Here is a 19,765-nt window from a genome sequence, read left to right as displayed (position 1 = left end):
CAGGCCGCACCCCTCATCACCGCCGAGTGAGCGGTTTCTGTCGGTCTGCAGCGCTCAGACCGACAGAAGCTGCTCACTCGGCGGGGAACTGGCGGGGAGCTAGCGGGCCGTCAGTCGAGCAGGCGCAGCTCGTAGGCCCTGCGCAGCGCCTCGCCCCTGCCGTCGGCGCCGAGCTTGCGGTAGAGGCTCACCGTCTGCTTCTTGACGGTGTTGACGGAGAGCACGTGTGTGCGGGCGATCTCGGCCACCGAGAGGCCGGCCGCGAGCTCGCGCAGGACGGAGAGCTCGCGCTCGGTCAGCTCCACCAGCTCGGCGCGGGCGGGGAAGACCCCGGGGTGGTCGAGCAGGGCGGGCTCCCAGGCGGGCAGGTCCACGCGCGGATCGTCCGCCAGCAGCTCGAGCAGCGCCAGGCGGACCTCGCGCTCGACGCCCAGCAGGGCCGTGCGCATCCCGGCGCGCTCGGCCAGCACGAGCCCCCGGCCCGCGCTGCGGGCGGCATCGGCCTCCTGCCCCAGGAGCAGGGCGGCCGCCGCGTCGATCAGCAGCAGCTCGCTCGTCTGCCGTCGGGTCAGCGAGCGGGCCAGGGCGGCCGAGACCACCTGCCTGGCCGTCCCGTGCTTGCCGGCGATGCGGCAGATGCGCGCGTGTGCGACGGACAGCGCACGGACCGCCAGCGAGCACACCGGCTCCTGCAGCACGAAGGGATCGGGTCCCAGCACCTCTGCGATGAGAGCGTGGGCCCGGTTGAGCTCGCCCTCCGCCACCAGCAGATCGCAGCGCGCCCGGGTCACCATCGCGGTGGCGAACGTGCTGGTCCCGTGGGCGTCCTCGCGCAGCGAGAGCGCGTACTCGATCGTGTCCAGCGCGGAGGCGGGGTGCCCGAAGAGGAGGGCCAGGCGCGCCCGGGTGTGCACCGCGAGCGGCCACAGCTCCGAGACCCCGGTGGGTTCTCCCACCTGCTGGAGGTGCCGCCTCGCGCCCTCCACATCGAACTCGTCGAGGGCCAGATCCGCCTGTGCCAGGGAGAGGGCGGGAGCGAGCAGCGAGGCGGTCCACGGCTGCTCCGCGATCCCCTCCTCGGCGCGGCGCAGCCACTGCCGGGCGTTGTCCCGGCGGCCCTCGTAGGCGAAGACCGCAGCGCTGTGCGCAGCCGCCGAGGAGGCCACGAAGCCGGCCTGGGCCGAGGTGTGCTCCTCGTACGCACGGCCGAAGCGCCGCACCGCACTCCCGAGCTCGCCGCCGTAGAGCTCCGCGAAGCCCGCCTGCAGGTAGTACATGGCCCGGTTGAGGGGCGTGACGGCATCGCGCCGGTGCAGCGTCGAGGTCCGCAGCTCCTCGCTCAGGCGCAGCGCGCCTTCGACCTCTCCCGCCTGGCGCAGACCGTTGACGAGCGCGGTTCCCAGGAATGCGCGCTCGTCCGGGTCGCCCGTTCCCAGGATCCTGCGGATCTGGGCGGCACCCGCACCGGAGAGCACCCGCTGCACGGGGGCCGAGCGCCGTTCGGGCTCGCTCGCGGCAGCCGCCTGTGCGCGGATGAGGGCGCTCGTGATGAACAGCACGGGGCGGGCCCGCAGAATCTGCTCCGGCACCGTCCCGAAGGCCTCGTGCGCCTCGCGTGCCCAGCGCACCCCCGCGAACCACCCCTGGCGAGCGGCGATCCGGGCGAGGAGGTCCCAGTCCTCGGCATGCCGCGCGTGGATCATGAGCCGGCCGAGGTCGGCCTCGCGCCCGGCCTTCCGGTAGTAGCGGGCCGCCTCCGCGTGGAGGCGGAGGTCCGTCCCCGGGTGTGCGGACGCGAACTCGCGGGCGAGCGGCTCCCGCAGCGTCTCCGGCAGGCGCCGCCGCTCGTCCGCTCCGGCCCGCCCCGTCGCGTCCGCGGGATCGCCTCCCTCCCCGTCCTGCTCGATCCGCAGCAGACCGCTGTCCAGCAGTCCGTCCGCCGCGGAGCGGAACGCCACTCCGTCACCGGCGGGCAGCCAGCGCGACAGGGTCCGGCACAGATGGTCGAGGAGCGCGGCGCTCACGGTCCCCAGCACCGCGACCGCGGAGGCCGCGAACAGGAGCGGCTCACCCCCGGCCGCGCGCAGATGACTCCGGCGGAACCGCTGCACCGTCTCTGCGGAGCCCACCCCGGCGAAAGCCTCCGGATCGTCGAGGAGCGCCCGTGCGAGCGCGAGCCAGCCACCGGACTCCGCGTGCAGGCGCACGGCCTCGGCGAGCGCGAGCCGGTGGCCCCAGCTCGCGGCGAACTCCGGCAGCTCCTCCACCGCCGCCATGAGCTGCCTGCCGGTGAGCGCGGTCAGGGGCAGCCCGGTCGCCGCGACGTCCGGGCACAGCGGGCGCAGTTCGCGCGAGGCGCCGGCGAGGTGCAGGCCGGGGTGCGCCGCGCACGCATCGAGCAGCCAGCGGCGGAGCCGAGGATCCCGGAACAGGTGGGAGTCGTCGATGACGAGGATCACGCGGGGATGGGCGGCGCACAGCCGTGCGAGGACGCTCGCGGGATCTGCGGAGTCCCCCTCGGCGGTGCCGGGGAGGCCTGTGCCGCCGGATGCGCCCGCGCCGCCGGACGCCCCGGCACCGGATGCGGTGCCGCGGACGATCTCGCAGATGCGGCGCGCACAGGCGTCGAGCGAGTCGAGGGCCTCGGAAGCGCTGATCCAGATGACGACATCGCCGGCGTCGAGCCGCTCGAGCGCCCAGTCCGCCAGGAGGGTGGTCTTGCCGCTGCCCGGAGGGCCGCACACCTGGATGAGGGGCTGAAGCGCGTCGAGCCTGCGCAGCAGGTGCTCCCGCGGGACGCGCGCATCTGCCAGGCGCAGGTGCCCCACAGCTTCGCGCTGTCGGCGGGTGAAGCCCTCGGTCCCGCCCTGCCCGCCGGTCTCCCGCATCCCGTCCTCAGCCCCCGGCGCACAGATCACCGATGGATCGCCGCATGCATCCGGCCGGTGATCGGTCCTTCTCATCGCTCGCCCCCTCCCCGGTTCCGGCCGGACGAGCACGCTGCACCCGGGAAGAATATGACATACATCATACTTCGAACCTCCACTCCGTCCGCAAGTGGGATCATCCGCAGCTGCGCAGGGCCCTCCCGGGTGCGAACGAGAGCTGCCCCGGCATCCGTGCCGGGGGTCAGCGCCGGGGGCTCCGTGCCCGGAGGCCGCGTCCGGCCCGGCGGTACGCGCCGCCCTTCCTCCACAGGTGCCCCGCAGACCTCCTGCGGGAGTGCGCACCGCAGGCCAGGCCCCTGCCACGATGTGGAGGTCGGAGCGCGCCGCTCCGACGCCCGTCACCTCACAGCCCGCGCCCTGCCACGGCAGGGAGATCGCAGGCGCCGCGCCGCCGGGCGAACGCCCCCCGGCCGGAGGAAGGAGCCGTCCGTGAGCACTCCGCCCCGCATTCCCGAGAGCCCCCTCGAGCACTTCCGCGCACTGGGGGCGCATCTGGGCTGTGAGCTGTTCGTCAAGCGCGACGACCTCCTCCTGTTCCCGCTGCCCGGCAACAAGTCCCGCAAGCTCACCGCGGAGCTCGGACCGGGGGCGGCCCGGCGGGCCGAGGTCTTCATCACCAACGGCGCTGCGGGCTCCAGCCACTGCTGCACCCTCGCGCTGCTGGCGGCCCGCTCCGGGCGGCGCTGCCACCTCGTGCTGCACGACGAGGGCGCACCGTACGGCCCCGCCCTGCGCATGCTCGCCGCGCTCGGCGCCTGCTGGGAGATCGTCGCCCCGAAGCTGTTCGCGGAGACGCTCCACACCGCAGAGGAGGGATATGCGGAACGGGGCCTGCGCACGCACGTCATCGCCGGCGGCTGCCACACCCCTGCGGGCGAGCGCGGCGGGGTCCGGCCGCAGGTCATCGGCGTCTCGGTCGCACGGACGGCTGAGCGCGGTCGGGCCGCCGTGAGCGAGGCGGCGATGCTGGACCTCGTGCGGACCCTGCGCCCCCACCTGCTCCTGTCCGTCAACGACTTCGAGCTCGATGCGCTCGCAGGCGGGCTGGGAGAGGAGATCCGCGGGCTCGGGACGCTCGTGCCGGGCCTGACCGGAAGCGCCGCGGGCGCCGCGATGGACAAGGCCCGCATGGCCGGGGTGCTCACCGCGGCGGGCGCGCCCACTCCCCCGACCGTCCTGGCCTCGGACGCCACCGGGGTGCGCGCTCTCGCACGCCGCTGGGGCCGGCTGGTGGTCAAGGACCGGTACGGCAGCGGCTCCTCCGGGCTGCACATCGTGTCCGCGGCCGATGTCGACGTCGCGATCGGACTCTCCGCACAGACGCTGAGCACGGGTTCCGTGCGCAGAGCGGGAGCGGCGGGAGGAACAGGTGCGGTGAGGCCGCTGGAGCCGCTGGAGCGGATCGTCGTGCAGCCGGCGGTCGGAGGACAGGAGTACGGCCTCGACCTCGTGGGCGATCTGCATGGGAGCGGTCCGTGCGGTGTGCTCGCGCGCAGGAAGCTGCTCATGCGCGAGGGGGAGACCTACCGGGCCGTCTCGGTCGCGCGCGAGGAGTTCGCGGACACGGCGGCCGCCCTCGCGGAGGCGCTGCGTCCCACCGGACCCGTCGACGTCGATCTCATCCGCACCCCGGACGGGCGGGACAGCGTCATCGATGTGAATCCCCGGTCCGGCGGGGGCTATGCCTTCTCGCACATGGCAGGCGCGGACGTGCCGCTCCACTATGTGCAGGCCCTGGCCGGGCGCACGGTGCGCGAGGACTGCCTGTCCTATGCGCCCGGACTCGTGGCCGCCAAGTTCGTCGACGTGGCGCTCACCCTCGCTGAGCCGGACGCGGCGCGGGCAGAGGTGCCCGCCGACACGGACGGGACGCCGGCGGGTCGAGCCTGACCGGCGGGCCGGCAGCGCAGGGGCCGGGCTGAGACCCCCGGATCATCTGCCCGGCTCAGGAGCCCGCCCGCGTGAGGAACGCGGTGATCGCCTCCTCGACGCGGCGGAGCTCCGCCTCGCCCATCCCCGATCCGCTCGGCAGGGCCAGCCCCCTGCGGAACAGGCTCTCCGCCGTGCCGTCGACCACCGCCTGTGCGCCGGCGAACACCGGCTGCAGGTGCATGGGCTTCCACACCGGCCGCGTCTCGATCCCCATGTGCGCCAGATGGCCGGCGAGGGCGCCGCTGTCCCAGCCCGTCGCCTCGGGGTCCACGAGGACGGCGGTGAGCCAGGCGTTGTCCTGAGCGGGCGCCTCGGCGTCCTGTCCCTGCCCCAGCAGCCGGGTGCCGGGGACGGCCGCGAACAGCCGCCGGTAGCGTTCGCGCACTGCCTGCCGCCGCGCGATCATCCCGTCGAGGCGCGTGAGCTGAGCCCTCCCGAGGGCGGCCAGGAGGCTGCTCAGCCGGTAGTTGAAGCCCACCTCCTCGTGCTCGTAGTGCGGCACCGGCATCCGGGCCTGGGTCGAGAGGTGGCGGGCCCTGGCGGCGATGCCGGCGTCATCGGTGAGCAGCATGCCCCCGCCCGAGGTGGTCATGATCTTGTTGCCGTTGAACGAGAGCGCGGCGGCCTCGCCGAAGGATCCGGCGGGCCTGCCCGCATGTGCCGCCCCCAGCGACTCGGCGGCATCGGCGAGGACCGGCACGCCGTGCTCATGGGCGATCGGCAGGAGCCGCGTGTAGTCCGCGGCCCGGCCGAGCATGTCGACGGGCACGACGGCGCCCACCCGCTGACCGGCCGCCTCCAGCTCGTCCAGGGCCCGGGTGAGCATGAGGGGGTCGAGGTTCCCGGTGTCGGCCTCGACGTCCGCGAAGACGGGCCGGGCCCCGCAGTACACGATCGCATTCGCGGTGGCGGCGAAGGTGAGCGTCGAGGTGACGACCGCATCGCCGGGCTTCACCCCCAGGCACAGCAGGCCCAGGTGGAGCGCCGCCGTGCCGGAGGACAGCGCGACGGCGTGGGCAGCACCCGTGCGCGCGGCCGCCTCGGCCTCGAAGGCGTCGAGCTCCGGTCCGGCGGGGGCGATCCAGCCGCTGCGCAGCGCCGCGAGGACGTACTCCTCCTCGACGGGACCGACATCGGGAGCCGAGAGCAGGATGCGCTCCTGCGGCACGGCCTGCGCCGGGGCGAGTGGCGCCGCCGCGGCAGCCGCCGGGCGCGGGAGGTGCTCAGCAGTGCGGGTGCTCATGGGAGGGCTCCGTCCGGGTCCGAGGCGAGTCAGGGCGTGACGTGTCAGGTCGAGGCGTGTCGTGCAGGGGCGTGTCAGAGCAGCCGATGGCCGCGGTGAAGAGAGCTCCTTCGGTGGAGTCTCCGGGCGTCCCGGCTTCTCTGCGGAACCCGGCGCGGAGGAGCACAGCCTCGAGCTCGTCCTGGGCGGGGTCCGCCGGTCCGCATCCCTGAGAATCGGAGGTTCGTGCGGCGAACCTCAGCTCGGCCGTCTCACAGCCGGCGGCGCGCGCTCGGCTGAGCACCAGGGCCAGGGCCTCGGCGAGGAGGGCACTGCGCTGTTCCCCTCCGAGCGTCCGCAGGTTCGCGGAGGGCTCGAGGAGCACCCGCGCGGGCGCATCCCCGAGCACCATGAGCCCGCAGCGGGCGACCGGCTCCTCCTCCGGGGTGAGTGCGGTCCACTCGGCGCCCGGAGCGGGAAGCACCGCAGCGGCCTCGGCGGCGTGCCGGGGGACGAGGCGCAGGCGAGGCGTGTGCATCGGGCCCGGGTAGTCGGTGGAGGTCGCATGCCCCGCCTCGGTGACGCCGTCGCGGCTGAGCACCGTGGCGAAGGTGCGGAGGAAGATCCACAGGTCGAGGAGCGGTCCGCACAGCAGCACATAGCGCTGGTCGAGCTCGAGCCGTTCGTCCCAGGGGACGCCGTTGCGCCCGCTCACCTGTGCGAGTCCCGTGAGCCCGGCCCGCACGCGGTGCCGCCCGCTCTGCTCCGGGCTGTAGAGCGGCAGGTACCGGCTGGGCAGCGGACGCGGGCCGATGAGGCTCATGTCCCCCACGAGGATGTTCCACAGGCTGGGCAGCTCGTCCAGGCTGCTCGCGCGCAGACCGCGGCCGAAGGCCGTCAGCCTCGACTCCTCGCTCACCCACCCGCGGGCCGGGTCCTCCGGCCGCATGGTGCGGAACTTCCGCAGCGGGAAGCGCCGTCCGCCCAGCGTCACGCGCTCCTGCACGAAGAGGGCCGGCCTGCCGAGCATCACCAGGACGAGCACCCAGACCACGAGGAGCAGCGGGGACAGCAGCACGAGAGCGGTGCCCGCCGCGAGCGCGTCGAGGAGGCGCTTCACGCGCAGATAGGTGCGCAGGCCGGGGCGGAGGCCGCGGACCTCCGGCGCACCGGGGACTTCCGGCGCGGGCGGGACGAGGCTCTCCGCTTCGGCCGCTGTCCGCCGCTCCGTGATCCCGGCGCTCATGACACCGCCTCCCTCTCATGGCCCACCGCACCTGCACGCAGCGCTGAGACGTCCGCCGCCCCGTCCTTGCCCGCGCCCGCGCCCACTCCTGCGGGCGACCGCAGCCCTCCCGCCGGACTGCGGTAGGCGGGGAAGAAGACATCCGGGCCCTCGGCCTCGGCGGCGCCCTCCCCCCGGCCTGCGCCCGTCAGCTGCACGTACGCGCCCGGATCGAGGACCCTTTCCCCGGAGCAGAACATCTGCGCACCCTCCGGCGCGAAGCCCCGCTTGTAGCGCTCGAGGCCGTCGCCGGTGCGCACACCGCCGCCCAGCACGAAGCGCGCGCACCCCAGCTCCTGGGCGAGCTCCATCGCATGGACCTTCACCAGCTCGTTGGGGCGGAGGCCGAAGGCCTCGGCGTCCGTGCCGCCGAGGAAGTAGTACGCCGTGTCCGCACCGAACACGACGAGGTCGACGGACACGGGCACCCCATCGTGCATCGCATGGACATAGGCCAGCCGGCCGGGCAGCGCACGGTGCAGGCGTTCGAAGAACTCCCGGTCGAACCGGTACCACTGCTGGCTGCCCAGCCGGGTCATCGTCCCGTGGTAGATGCGCAGGAAGTCGTCGAGCATCGCGCCGGTGCGGTCCACCCGGGTGCTCAGCCCGCATCTCCGCGCCCGGCGGACGTTCTGCCTCACCTTGGGGGCCATGCCCGCCCAGAGCTCCTCGGCGGTGCCCGGCAGCTCGCGCACGTAGTTGACGAGGCGCGGCCGCACCCGGGCGGGATACGGCAGGACGTCGTCGAACAGGGACAGCCGGACGAACTCGGTCACCACGGCGCGGTCTCCCGCCCATGCGTCGAACGCGGTCCAGAATCGGCGGGCGAGCTCGGCCCGAGGCGCGTGCGCGCCGGTCGAGGCGGGTGCGGGTGTGCGCTCCGCCTCGGCGCCTGCCGCGGCCGGACCGCCCCAGGCGAGCGGGCCGCCGTACCCGTACGGGGAGGCGAGGTCGTGAAGCCCCGTGCCCCCGATCCGCCGGAGCACGAGGGGATACAGCACGCTGCCCTCGGTCCCCTCGAACGCGGCGGCCAGCAGCCGGCCGCCCGCGGGCAGCACGAGCTCGCCGTACCCCGGATGCGCGAACGGGAGCTGCATGGGCGAGCGCTCCCACATCCGGATCCAGTGCGCGCGCTGGGCGGGCACCTGCGCATCGAGGACGCGGAATCCCGGGCTCATGCCGCACCCTCCCGCTCATCGGCCCGCGCTCCGCAGCCGCAGGCGGAGCGCGCGCGGTACGCGGGGAAGAACCCCTCCGCCTCGGGACCGGGCTCCGGACCGCCGGCGGAACCGCGGCACAGCAGCTTCCGGTACCGCTCCTCGTCGAACACCTGCTGACCGGTCCGGTAGCTCGCCTCGCCCCGGGGTGCGAAGCCCCGTTTGAAGCGGAGCAGACTGTCCTCAGGGGTGTTGGTGACGCCGCCCGTGAGCACGTAGCTGCGCAGTCCGCGGCGCCAGGCGAGCGCGATCGCCTCGCAGTGGACCAGGACGCTCGCGTACAGCGGCAGCGCTGCGGTCTCGGTTCCGCCCAGGAAGAAGTATCCCGTCCGGTCGTCCATGAGCATGAGCTCCACCGCGACGGGCCGTGCTCCCTGTACGGCATAGACGTACGCGAAGCGTCCGGGGAAGGCGGCGTTGAGCTCCGCGAAGGCGCGGGCGGGGAACCGGAAGCGCTCCGCCGCCTGCCTCCGGTCCATGGTCTCCGCATAGATCCGCAGGAATGCCTCCAGCCTCTCGCCGGTGGTGTCCGCGACGACGTCCAGCCCCGCCGCCCGCGCCTTCCTCGCCCCGCGGCGCACGTTCGGGTGCATGTCCGCCATGAGCGCTTCCACGGAGCCGGCGTCCAGGCTGCGGACGATGTGCGGCGCCTGTTCGCGCACCTCGCCCGGGTAGGCGAGCAGCGGATCCGCCGCGGGAAAGGCGACCGGGCTCGTCCGGATGAACTCGCTGACGGTCCCGGTCTCCCGCGCCCACGCGCGGAACCGCGACCAGAACGCGGAGAGCAGCGCGGCGGAGTCGCGGGTGGCCAGCGGCCCGCCGTAGAGCAGCGCGGTGCTGATGTCCCACAGCCCCGGTTCCACGGGGTTCCCGCACGCATCGGCCTCGATGGGGCGGTGCAGGAATGCGTGCAGGACCCGCTCCGTGCCCGGCCCGGTCAGCAGCGCGCAGCGCGCCACCTCGCCCGGGCCTGCGAACTGCTCGAGATAGGCCGGGTGGCGGAAGAGGTCACCGCCGCCGAAGGCGCACCAGGCATGCTCCCATTCGGCGCGCTCCTCCCGGCGGCGGGAGTCCAGCACCGCGAGCGAGTATCCTCCCTGCTCAGGCGACATGCTCGGCGACCTCCCCGGTGAGCGCTTCGGCAGGCAGGGCGGCGGGCAGGGCGGGGGCGGCGGGGAATGCCGCAGGAGCGGCCTGCGCCTTCGCCGAGGCGGGGAGTGCCGAGGCGGGGAGCGCCGGGACCCGGTCCGCCTGCGCGCTCGGCCCGCGGACCGCGCAGGCGGCGTCGACGAACTCCCCCACCCCGTCCTCGGGCGCATGGGGCGGAGGCAGCTGCGCGGGGTCGAGGGCGGGCACGCGCACACGGGAGATCCGCTCGTGCACCTGCACGTCCGCGCACTCCCGGTCCCCGAACAGCGCCTCGTCGAGCTTCTCCCCCGGCCGCAGTCCGGTGAACACGATCTCCGCGTTCGAACCGGACAGGGCGATGAGCTTCTTCGCGATGTCGACGATCCTCACCGGCTCGCCCATGTCGAGGACCATGACGCACCCGTCCTCCCCCATCGCCTGGGCCTGGAGGACCAGCTGACAGGCCTCGGGGATGGTCATGAAGTACCGGGTGACCTCCGGGTGCGTCACGGTGAGCGGCCCCCCGTGGTGCAGCTGCTCCCGGAACGAGAGCAGCACCGAGCCGCGGGAGCCCAGGACGTTGCCGAACCGCACGGACAGGTACGTGCCCGGCGAGGTGCGGGCGAAGTCCGCGACGAGCCGCTCCCCCATCCGCTTGCTCCGGCCCAGCTCGCTCGTGGGATCCGCGGCCTTGTCGGTCGAGATGTTGACGAAGGTGCTCACACCTGCCGCCCGCGCTGCGGCGAGCACGTTGAGGGTGCCGTGGACGTTCGTCTTCCAGCCCTCGAGCGGGAACCGCTGCAGCATCGGCAGGTGCTTGAGTGCGGCGGCGTGGAACACGACCTCCGGACGGGCCGCGGCGAAGATCCGGTCGAGGGCCGCACGGTCGCGGATGTCCGCGAGCACGGTGTCCTGCGAGGTCAGCAGCGCGGAGCCGCGGATGGAGAGCTCCACCCCGTGCAGGGCGGTCTCGTCCCGGTCGAGCATCACGAGCGAGGCCGGCCCGAAGCCGTGCAGCTGCCGGCACAGCTCGCTGCCGATCGAACCGCCGGCGCCCGTGACGAGCACGCGTCTGCCGGCGATGGTGCGGCCGATCTCGTCCAGGTCGATGTCCGAGGGTCTGCGGCCGATGAGGTCCTCGACGTCGAGGCTCCTGATGTCGTCGAGCTCGACCCGCCTGTTCACGAGCTCAGCGATCGAGGGGATGGTGCGCAGCCACGCGCCGGTGGGTGCGAGGCGCTCCCGGCACTCGCACAGGAACTCCGAGTCCGTGCCCGCGATGGCCACGACGACGCCGCGCGCGCCCACGCGCCTCACGACCCCGGCCAGATCCGCGGTGGTGCCGAACACCCGCACGCCGGAGATGCGCAGGAACCGCTTGCCGGGGTCGTCGTCGACGATCCCCACCGGGATGTACGGGCTCTCCCGGTCGGTGATCATCTGGCGGATGATCGCGAGCCCGGCGTCCCCCGCACCCACGACCACCACCGGCTCGGCGCCGTCCGGACGCATCATCCTGTCATGAGCCAGTCGCATGAGATATCGGCTGCCGGACATCATCACGATCGCCGCGAACGTGGCGGCGAGCGCGGGGACCGGCCGGCTCAGGGTCGCACCCACCAGCACGAGGCCCGTCACGAGGGCGACGGCCCCCATGCTCCCCGTCTCCGAGAAGCTCGCATAGACGTAGCGGCTGCGGTAGAGGCCCATCGCCCGCCCCAGCACCGTCTGGACCAGGATCGCGACGCCGATCATGAGCACCGCGGTCGCAGGGGGCACCGGCTCGTCGGGAAGAGCCCAGGTGCCCAGCAGGGCCGCCGTCCACGCCGCGATGTCGAGGAGGGCCTGCATGCCGTGCCGCCCGGACCACAGCCGGTCGGCCAGTCTGGTCCCGGCGCCCTCGGCCCTCGGGATGCTGCCGTTGCGATCCCCACCGATCCGGATGACCGCCGCACCCACCCCGGGCAGGGCTCCGAGCAGGGCTCGCGCTCCTGATGCGGGCAGTGCGCCCTGATTGTCCGTCATGATCGTCCCCCACAGTCCGGTCGGTGCCCGATGTCCCGCGCCGCGGCCCCATCGCCAGCGGCGTGCTCGAACGCGCTGCATCGAGTGGATGAGGGCAACGCTAGACAGGGCAGTGCGGGTTCCGGCCGGCCTGCGGGGCCCGTCTGCGGGGCCCCACAGCCGCCCTGCGGCAAGCCGCGCCGCACCGGCAGGGCCCGCGGGACCGCGAAGGACCGGGAAGGGAGCGGGGAGGGATCAGGCGGCCGTCTCGCGCCGGAGGGACCGGCCGTGCAGCGGGGCAGGGCCCGGCTACGCCGGGAGCGACTCGGGTGCGCTCGCGAGCTTGGCGAGCAGCTCGGTCCGGGAGCGCACCCCGAATCTGCGGTAGACGCTCGTGAGTCTGATCTCGACCGTCCGCAGCGACACGTAGATGCGCTCCGCGATATCGCGGTTGCGGCAGCCCTCGCGGACCAGCTCGACCACGGTGCGCTCGTCCTCGGTGAGTTTGGCCAGGAGCGGGTGCTCGGCCGGTGCCTGACGGGGCTCCGGGTCCGCAGCAGGCGCCAGCGCCTGGGCACGCAGCAGGTCTCCCGTGCTGTGGAACAGCGCGGTCGCGGCGGCACGCTGCTCAGCGGCCTCGCCGGGCGCGCCGAGTTCCCGGAGGCGCTGGGCGTAGGCGGCCACCGTCCGCGCCCTCTCGTGGTCGGAGTCCGCCGGTCGCATCGCCCGCAGCGAGCGGCGGAGGAGCTCCAGCGAGCGCTCCCCCGTCTCCAGGAGCGCCTCGCAGCGCTGTGCCGCGAGCTCGCCCCAGCGCGAGGGGAAGCGGTCCAGCCGCTTGCGGAACCTCTGCAGGAGGAGGAGTGCGTGCTCCCGGCGTCCCAGCCGCAGCAGCGCCTCGATGAGCTCGGGTTCGTGGCGGAGGACGTTGGGGGCCAGCCCGCCGGAAGCGAGCTCCTCGCAGCGCTGCAGGTGCCACAGCGCCTCCGCAGGCAGTCCGGCCTGCAGCAGATAGGACCCCTGCAGTGCGGAGAGCTGGGCGAGCACGCTGCGGTTGCGGGTGGTGCCCGCACGGCGCATCAGCGTCTGCTCGAGTGCATCCGCATCGCCCGCGCGCCCTCGCATCAGCAGCAGCCTGCACTCCAGCAGGAGGAGCTGGTCCTCCCGAAGCGGCTCGTCCGGCCCCTGCCTGCGCCGCGCCTCCTCGGCATAGGGCTGCACCAGCTGGAACTGGCCGGCGCGGACCTCCAGGTCCGCACGCAGGACCGGCAGGAGCTTCAGCCACATCGAGGCGTCGGGGAGGCGGTGCTCGAGGAGCTCGAGCACCGAACGCGCCTCGGCATAGTGCTCTGTGACGATCAGCGCACGCGCCGTGGCGACCGCTGCGAAGGCGGAGCCCACCGACTGATCGAGGCCGGACAGGGTGTGGAACTGCGCCAGGGTCCGGGCACTGTCGCCGCGGTAGGCCTCGAGCATCATCCATACGCACTCGTGCGTCGTCCGCGTCACGGGCGAGAAGCTCTCTGCGAGTTCGCCCGCCGCCGTCAGCAGCTCCTCCGCCTCCGTGAGCTCGTATCGCTCCACATGGCACAGCGCGAGGACCGTCTGCACCGCCGCGACCTCGTCGGGGGCCTCGGCGATCTCACGCGGACCCCAGAAGCGCGCTCCCCCGGAGGGGACCGCCTGCCTGCGGTGGTAGTCGGTCTGGACGGAGATCCGCAGGGCGCACAGCTGCACGGCCGGCGCGTCCGAGGTCCGGGCGAAGCGCACATAGCGGTCCGAGAGGACGGAGTCGCCGCACAGGGACAGCAGCTCCGCGAGGTCGAGGAGGGGTGCGGCCAGCTCTGCCGGGTCCGGGGCGAGCATGAGGGCGCGCTCGGCGAACTCCAGCGCCGCTTCCCGATGCCCCTGCCGCAGCAGCGTCCGCGCCGCGCGGAGCAGCCCGGCGGCGGTGTCCTCGTCGAAGTCGGAGAACGACCGGTGCCAGAGGCACATGGGGGTCTCGCCGGCCTCGGCGGACACCGCGGCCGCCCGCCCCTCCCTGCGGGCTGTGGGTGACAGGGCCCAGTAGAGGTGGGAGCGCACCAGCGCGTCGGAGATGCGCAGGCAGGGCCCCACCCGTTCGACGAGACCGCTGGACTGGAGGTCGAAGAGCTCCTCCTTCAGCGCCGGATGCCGCCGTCGCAGCGAGACCACCGAGGTGAGCGGCGCGAGCGCGAGAGTGCTGAGGACCTCTCGCGCCTCGGCGCCGATGCCGTCGAGCACCTCCCGGGCGAACTCCCCGCCCACCTCCGAGGTGCGCAGCGGCTGAGGGAACGGCGCGTCCCCGCGACGCTGCCGCTCCGTCATCATCTGGAGCACGTGCCGCAGGGCGAGGGGGCTGCCGCCGGCCGCCGTCGCCGCCGTGAGCGCCGCATCCTCGCACAGCGGCTCCGGGACCAGGGTGTGGGCGAGTGCCACGGACGCCGTGCGGTCCAGCGGCAGGAGCTCGACGGCGGGGATGCCCGCCAGCGGACTGTCCTGGCCGATCCGCCTCGCCACCACCACCGTGCGCAGCGGAAGCCCGGTGAGCCGCCGCAGCAGATGTCCCAGGATCTCCTGCGAGACCCCGTCCATCTGGTCGACGTCGTCGATGACGACGAGAGCGCGCGGGAGCTCCGCGGATCGGCGGATGCGCGCGACGAGGGAATCGGCCATGGCCGCCGCAGGTGCACCCGAGGCCAGGATCTGCTCCAGGTCCTCGAGGGTCTCCGGCATCCGGAGCACCCGCAGAGCAGCGAGGACGATGTCCATCCCGGAGAGCCGCACGGCGGACTCCGCGGGGTTGCAGACGATCTGCACCACCGGCCCCCGGGACTCCCTCACGATCCTGCTCAGGAGCTCCGTCTTCCCCATCCCGTGGCGGCCCACGACTGCGACGTTGAGCCCCTGATCGATCATGGAGCACAGGCGGTCGTGCTCCTGGCTTCTGCTGTCCGACTGCATTCTCAGGTTCCTCCGGAACGAAACCGCGGCTCCTCGCGGAGTGCGCGGACGACGGCGGTCGGGTGCACCGCCGCGCTGCTGGCTGATACTCGTACTGGTGCTTGTGCTGGTACTGGTGCTCATGCTGCAGGTGCGGGCGCCGGTGCCCGCACTCTCGTCGAGCCGGTGCCGGTGCGGTTTCGCCCCCAGGCCGTCCTGCGCTCGCTGCGATGGTCCTCTGTGTAGTCCCATGCCGTGCCGCATTCAACATGCGCGAAACCGCATGCCGGGGGCGGGAGGCGAAGCGCGGTGCCGGTCCGATGCCGGCACCGATGCGTCGAGGTGCGCAGCCCGACGCTCCGCCCGGCATCCGCGCCTCGTCCCGCACAGGCGATGCGGGCGCTCGCAAACAGTGCGGAACACCAGCAAACAGCAGGTTGAAAGCGGTTGCGCCCGACGCTCCGCCCGAAAGGAGTCCGGGTTTCGGCTCATCGGCGCACCGAGGTCACCGCACCGGCGGGAGCGGGCGGGGAGGACCGCTGCGGCAGAGGGCGGATGCCCGTGAGCAGGCGCACCGCCCGCGCTTGGTCCCCTGCTTGGTCCAGCCGCGTAGATATGCGTAGTGGCCGCCTCGCCACCGCGCTCGAATACGCAGGAGGGGCGCGCGGGTCGACAATGGGGGCATGTCAGACCCCGCCCTCACCGCCCAGCAGATCATCGCCCACATCCGGTTCGTCCAGCCCGGCATCGACAAGACGAGCGCCCTCCTCCTGCTCTACTTCACCGCCGGCTGGCTGGAGGCCTGGCACGAGGAGCCCGTGGTCGCCGGCCGCTTCGAGGCGTGGGAGTACGGCCCCACGGACCCCGAGGCACACGCCGCCTTCAGCACTACGCTCCCCCGGCGCCTCCGCCTGGGGGAGGAGGACGAGGCGGTGCTGCTGGGCCTCGAGATCGACGCGGTCCTCGCATGGGGCCTCGGCGATGCGGCGGGCCGGCGGACGGCCGCGCCCTCCTCGGCGCTCATCCGCACGGCGCGCGCCACTCCCGCCTACGCCGACACCGCCGGCGAGGCGAACGGGGAATCGCGGCCGGCCTTCGCCTCGGGCCCTGCGATCCCCGCCGATCGCGTGCGGGAGACGTTCCGGGAGCTCGCGCGGGCGGTCGCGGCCGGGGAGGCGGAAGGACCGGAGCGGCCCGGGGCCGAGGCGCTGGCCGAGCACCGCAGGCAGGCGCAGGCCCGCTCGCTCCGGAACCAGGTGGCCGCGCGCTTCGACACGGGCCCGGGCCTCTCACCGGCCTGAGGCTGCGGCAGGCCCTGCGCACGCGGCAGGCGGCTGCGGCGCGTGCCCATCGGCGACTGCACGTATGCAGCTTCTGCGCTTCTGCGACTCTGCGCGCGCAGAGACCACATACACCCCGCCGGAACCTCCGGGCGCATTCCGGTACGTATGTGCGCTCTTCACGCTGCGGCCGCTCAGGGCGCAAAGACCACATACGCGCAGCCGGCGCGTCGCCGGGCACGGCAGAAACCTGCCTGCGGCTGCGCTCAGGCGAACCGGGCCGAGGCCGCGTCGAGCCGGGCGATCTGCTCCTCGCTCAGCCGCACGGACGCCGCCGCGATGAGGGCGTCGAGCTGCTCGGGCGTGCGCGCCGAGGCGATCGGGGCGGTGACGCCCTTGGCCAGGAGCCACGCGAGGGCGACGGAGGCAGGGCGGGCCGAGACGGCCTCGGCGATGGAGACGAGGGTCTCGACGAGCTCCACCGCCTGGCCCTCGCCGAACTGGCCGAGGAAGTGCGCACGGGGTGCGCCCGCGAAGGCGTCCGGCGTCCGGTACTTGCCGCTCAGCAGACCGGCGGCGAGCGAGAAGTAGCTGAACACGGCGAGGCCGTGCTCGCGTGCGAGCGCCCCGTAGCCGTCCTCGCCCTCGACATCGCCGCGGTGGGCGAGCGAGTAGTGGGGCTGGATGGCGGCGGGCACGGTGAGCCCCTCTGCTCGTGCCGCGGCGATCCAGGCGCGCTGGCGCTCGGGGCTGAGGTTGGAGATGCCGATGTGGCGGACCGCACCCGCACGGACGAGGCCGTCGAAGGTGCGCGCGAGCTGCTCCGGCGTCTGGGTCTCGTCGTCGAAGTGGGCGTAGTAGAGGTCGATGGCATCCGTCTGCAGGCGGCTGAGGGAGTCCTGGACCGCAGCCTCGACGTTCTCCCTGCTCAGGCCCTTGCGCTCGTCCAGCGCCCCCACCTTGGTGGCGAGGAAGACCTCGTCGCGGCGGCCCGTGGCCGCGAACCACTCCCCGAGGATCGTCTCCGACTCCCCACCGGAGTTGCCCTCGATCCACTGGGAATAGGAGTCCGCGGTGTCGACGTGCTGGCCGCCGGCGGCCGTGAACGCGTCGAGGACCGCGAACGACTGCGCCCGGTCGCTCGTCCATCCGAAGGTGTTGCACCCCAGCACGAGCGGGAGCGCGGGGCTGTGGAGGCGGGGGTCCGAGGCCTGGGCGGTCGGGGCCGGGTGAGCCGGGGCTGCGGTCGTGCTCGACTGCGTCATAGGAGCTCCTTCTGCGGGTGCGTGCTCTGCGGTGCGTGGCGAACGGACAGTGCGTCATGCCCCACGATAGTGTGGGTGAGCGCACACTCTGCACGCACCGCACCTGCACCGCTCCGGAGGGAGAGGACCGCGATGACCGGCGAACACCCGAAGACGGGCGCCCAGCCCGCCGAGCACGACCACAGCGGGTTCTGGGAGGAGAGCCTCGACGCCGACTGGACCGAGCGCGGGGTCGGCTATCAGGCCCTCGGCCTGGCCTTCAACTCGTGGATGTACCGGGCCCGCGAGGAGGTCTTCATGCGCGAGGCCGGGCGTGCGGGGGTCGGGCGGGGCACGCGCGTTCTGGACATCGGCTCGGGCACCGGCCTCTACATCCGATGGTGGTCGCGCATGCTGCCCGCGGAGGTCTCCGGCAGCGATCTCACGACCGCGGCGGTGCGCAACCTCCGCGAGCGCTTCCCGGAGAACCGCTTCGAGCAGCTCGACATCACGTCCGGCACGGGCCCGTTCGAGCCGGGCTCCTTCGACGTCGTCTCCTGCATGGACGTGCTCTTCCACATCACGGACGACGAGGCCTATCGCGCGGCCCTGCGGAACATCGCGGCGCTGCTGAGGCCCGGCGGCACCTTCGTGCTCACGGAGAACTTCGTGCACCGGCCGGCGGCCCGGGTGCCCGCGGAGTCTGCGGACACCACGGCAGACGGCACCGCGACAGAGGACGCCGCAGCACAGGGCGCCGCGGCCCACGAGCACCGGGCGCACCAGACCAACCGGAGCCTCGCCTGGATCGAGGACGCCCTCGCCGAGGCCGGCCTGCGCCTCGAGCACCGCACACCCCACCTGGTGCTCATGAACGCGCAGGTGGACGCCCCGTGGCTGTGGCGGAAGGCCTGGGGCGGAGCGCTGCGGGCCGCGACGCTCACAGAGGCCACCGGCGGACTGGCCGGCCGCATGCTCCACCCGCTCGAGCGCACGCTCGCGCGCCGGTTCCGGGAGAGCCCGACGACGGAGCTCGCCTTCGCGAGGAAGGAGTGAGGAGGGGATGTGCGCGGGCCCCGGGCACGGCACCTCTCCCGCACGCGGCACGGCACCGCGAAGCCGCCACGCCGACCGACGCGCTGCGGCGCTGAGGGACGTCGCCCGGCGGGGTCTGCTCACGGATGAGACTCCGCTGCTCGGGATCGTCGACGAGGACCGGGTCCGTGCGCGCGCTGCGGAGCTTTGCAGCGCGTTCTCCCGCCCGGAAGGGGCCGGGAGTGCGGCACCGGGCATGCCCGCAGACCTACACACCGTCGCGGTCAAAGCCGCCCCGCTCGTGCCCCTCCTCGAGCTCCTCGGCGATGCCGGGCTGGGCTGCGAGGCCGCGAGCCGCGGGGAGATCGCGCTCGCTCTCCGCGCGGGCGTCCCGCCGGAGCGGATCGTGTTCGACGCTCCCGCGAAGACGCGCTCCGACATCCGGTTCGCGCTCGCACGCGGCATCTCCCTCAACGTCGACGGCTGGCAGGAGCTCGACCGGATCGACGAGGAGATCGGGCACGGAGCTGCTGCCGGCACGGCAAGCGCGGTCACAGGAGCGGATGCCGCCGGCACCTCGGGCACGGCCTCCCGCATCGGAGTGCGCGTGAACCCTCAGCGCGGCGCCGGAGCCATCAGCGCGATGAGCACCGCGACGGAGACGTCCAAGTTCGGGGTCGGCCTGCGCGATCCCGGGGCGCGGGAGGCCCTCGTCGAGGTGTTCGCATCCCGGCCGTGGCTCACCCAGCTCCACGTGCACAGCGGCTCGCAGGGCATGGCGATGGAGCAGATGGCGCTGGGGATCCGGGACGCCGTGGAGCTCGCCGAGGAGATCGATTCCCGCGCGGGCCGGCACCAGGTCACCCGCGTGGACATCGGCGGCGGTCTCACGACGAACTTCTCCGGCGAGGACGATGCGCCCGCCTATGCCGAGTACCGAGCGGTCCTCGAGGAGGTCGCCCCTGCCCTGTTCTCCGGCCGCCGTGAGATCGTCACCGAGTTCGGGCGCTCCCTCCTGGCCAAGGCCGGCACGCTGCTCACCCGTGTCGAGTACACGAAGTCGACGGGCGGGCGGCGCATCGCCGTCACCCATGCCGGTGTGCAGGTCGCCACCCGCACCGTGTTCGCCCCGGAGGCCTGGCCGCTGCGCCTCACGGTCCTCGCACCCGACGGCACGGAGCGGATCGCCCCCGCCGTCCCGCAGGACGTGGCCGGGCCCGCCTGCTTCGCCGGCGACCTCCTCGCCCGCGGCCGGCTGCTGCCCCGCATCGAGACCGGCGACCTCCTCGCGGTGCACGACACCGGCGCGTACAGCTTCTCGACGCACTTCGGCTACAACGCGCTGCCCCGCATCCGCGTCCTCGCGCATCGCGAGGAGGCCGGACAGATCCGCTGGCGGACATACCGCGATCAGCAGTCGTGCGAGGAGCTCCTCGCCGAGGCCGGAGCAGGCCGCGCCCGACCCCTCACCCGCGAGTGAGGCCGCTCTGCGGGGCTGGTCTCGGTGAG

At 73.6% G+C, this 19,765-nt stretch carries 12 protein-coding genes; 4 read left to right on the top strand and 8 right to left on the bottom strand.

Going from position 1 to position 19,765, the window contains the following annotated elements:
• Nucleotides 1–110 precede the first annotated feature (110 nt).
• Entirely contained in the window at nt 111–2,963 is a 2,853-nt protein-coding gene (locus K318_RS24985; protein WP_169721456.1) for a LuxR C-terminal-related transcriptional regulator, read from the bottom strand.
• A 414-nt stretch (nt 2,964–3,377) separates the two neighbouring features.
• Between K318_RS24985 and K318_RS24980 the strand changes: the two genes are divergently transcribed.
• Nucleotides 3,378–4,838: an ATP-grasp domain-containing protein gene (locus K318_RS24980; RefSeq protein WP_029089321.1), complete on the top strand. Its 1,461-nt coding sequence runs from the start codon at nt 3,378–3,380 to the stop codon at nt 4,836–4,838.
• 55 nt (nt 4,839–4,893) lie between these two features.
• On the opposite strand, the gene K318_RS0109475 is transcribed toward K318_RS24980, so the two are convergent.
• From K318_RS0109475 to K318_RS0109450, 6 genes are all read right to left on the bottom strand, one after another.
• On the bottom strand, nt 4,894–6,123 hold the full coding sequence (locus tag K318_RS0109475; protein ID WP_084499939.1) for a DegT/DnrJ/EryC1/StrS family aminotransferase: 1,230 nt from the start codon (nt 6,121–6,123) through the stop codon (nt 4,894–4,896).
• Nucleotides 6,104–7,348 carry a sugar transferase gene (locus K318_RS24680; protein WP_156913895.1) on the bottom strand — a complete coding sequence of 415 codons (1,245 nt, stop codon included), beginning with the start codon at nt 7,346–7,348 and terminating at the stop codon, nt 6,104–6,106. Before K318_RS24680 ends, K318_RS0109475 begins: the two co-directional genes overlap by 20 nt.
• The gene (locus K318_RS0109465) at nt 7,345–8,565 is read right to left on the bottom strand and encodes a lipid II:glycine glycyltransferase FemX (protein ID WP_029089319.1); all 1,221 of its coding nucleotides are present in this window, start codon (nt 8,563–8,565) and stop codon (nt 7,345–7,347) included. Before K318_RS0109465 ends, K318_RS24680 begins: the two co-directional genes overlap by 4 nt.
• Entirely contained in the window at nt 8,562–9,716 is a 1,155-nt protein-coding gene (locus tag K318_RS0109460; RefSeq protein ID WP_029089318.1) for a GNAT family N-acetyltransferase, read from the bottom strand. Before K318_RS0109460 ends, K318_RS0109465 begins: the two co-directional genes overlap by 4 nt.
• Nucleotides 9,706–11,757: a nucleoside-diphosphate sugar epimerase/dehydratase gene (locus K318_RS20685; RefSeq protein WP_156913891.1), complete on the bottom strand. Its 2,052-nt coding sequence runs from the start codon at nt 11,755–11,757 to the stop codon at nt 9,706–9,708. Before K318_RS20685 ends, K318_RS0109460 begins: the two co-directional genes overlap by 11 nt.
• Before the next feature lie 288 nt (nt 11,758–12,045).
• On the bottom strand, nt 12,046–14,718 hold the full coding sequence (locus K318_RS0109450; protein ID WP_029089317.1) for a helix-turn-helix transcriptional regulator: 2,673 nt from the start codon (nt 14,716–14,718) through the stop codon (nt 12,046–12,048).
• A gap of 662 nt (nt 14,719–15,380) precedes the next feature.
• On the opposite strand from K318_RS0109450, the gene K318_RS0109445 reads away from it, so the two are divergent.
• Complete coding sequence (locus K318_RS0109445) at nt 15,381–15,998, top strand: Panacea domain-containing protein (RefSeq protein WP_029089316.1); 618 nt, start codon at nt 15,381–15,383, stop codon at nt 15,996–15,998.
• 245 nt (nt 15,999–16,243) lie between these two features.
• Here K318_RS0109445 and K318_RS20680 read toward each other — a convergent pair whose 3' ends face one another.
• Nucleotides 16,244–17,242 (bottom strand): aldo/keto reductase, encoded by a 999-nt coding sequence (locus K318_RS20680; RefSeq protein ID WP_084499935.1) that lies wholly within the window; start codon nt 17,240–17,242, stop codon nt 16,244–16,246.
• 132 nt (nt 17,243–17,374) lie between these two features.
• On the opposite strand from K318_RS20680, the gene K318_RS20675 reads away from it, so the two are divergent.
• Together K318_RS20675 and K318_RS20670 are read left to right on the top strand one after the other, a co-directional pair.
• A complete protein-coding gene (locus K318_RS20675; RefSeq protein WP_051297779.1) occupies nt 17,375–18,277 on the top strand; it encodes a class I SAM-dependent methyltransferase in 903 nt (300 codons plus the stop codon).
• 235 nt (nt 18,278–18,512) lie between these two features.
• Nucleotides 18,513–19,736, top strand: coding sequence for a type III PLP-dependent enzyme domain-containing protein (locus K318_RS20670; protein ID WP_211233315.1), 1,224 nt, complete (start codon nt 18,513–18,515; stop codon nt 19,734–19,736).
• The last annotated feature ends 29 nt before the right edge of the window (nt 19,737–19,765 follow it).

Source organism: Brevibacterium album DSM 18261 (assembly GCF_000426445.1).
In the GTDB taxonomy this organism is placed as follows: Bacteria; Actinomycetota; Actinomycetes; order Actinomycetales; family Brevibacteriaceae; genus Brevibacterium; species Brevibacterium album.
The sequence above is the reverse complement of the archived record's forward strand: the minus strand, read 5'-3'. Positions and strand labels throughout refer to the sequence as shown.

What these genes read in the sequence shown, in the direction of transcription:
- K318_RS24985 (WP_169721456.1), bottom strand. Translation starts at nt 2,963, where the DNA reads ATGAGAAGGACCGATCACCGGCCGGATGCATGCGGCGATCCATCGGTG.
- K318_RS0109475 (WP_084499939.1), bottom strand. Translation starts at nt 6,123, where the DNA reads ATGAGCACCCGCACTGCTGAGCACCTCCCGCGCCCGGCGGCTGCCGCG.
- K318_RS24680 (WP_156913895.1), bottom strand. Translation starts at nt 7,348, where the DNA reads ATGAGCGCCGGGATCACGGAGCGGCGGACAGCGGCCGAAGCGGAGAGC.
- K318_RS0109465 (WP_029089319.1), bottom strand. Translation starts at nt 8,565, where the DNA reads ATGAGCCCGGGATTCCGCGTCCTCGATGCGCAGGTGCCCGCCCAGCGC.
- K318_RS0109460 (WP_029089318.1), bottom strand. Translation starts at nt 9,716, where the DNA reads ATGTCGCCTGAGCAGGGAGGATACTCGCTCGCGGTGCTGGACTCCCGC.
- K318_RS20685 (WP_156913891.1), bottom strand. Translation starts at nt 11,757, where the DNA reads ATGACGGACAATCAGGGCGCACTGCCCGCATCAGGAGCGCGAGCCCTG.
- K318_RS0109450 (WP_029089317.1), bottom strand. Translation starts at nt 14,718, where the DNA reads ATGCAGTCGGACAGCAGAAGCCAGGAGCACGACCGCCTGTGCTCCATG.
- K318_RS0109445 (WP_029089316.1), top strand. Translation starts at nt 15,381, where the DNA reads ATGTCAGACCCCGCCCTCACCGCCCAGCAGATCATCGCCCACATCCGG.
- K318_RS20680 (WP_084499935.1), bottom strand. Translation starts at nt 17,242, where the DNA reads ATGACGCAGTCGAGCACGACCGCAGCCCCGGCTCACCCGGCCCCGACC.
- K318_RS20675 (WP_051297779.1), top strand. Translation starts at nt 17,375, where the DNA reads ATGACCGGCGAACACCCGAAGACGGGCGCCCAGCCCGCCGAGCACGAC.
- K318_RS20670 (WP_211233315.1), top strand. Translation starts at nt 18,513, where the DNA reads ATGCCCGCAGACCTACACACCGTCGCGGTCAAAGCCGCCCCGCTCGTG.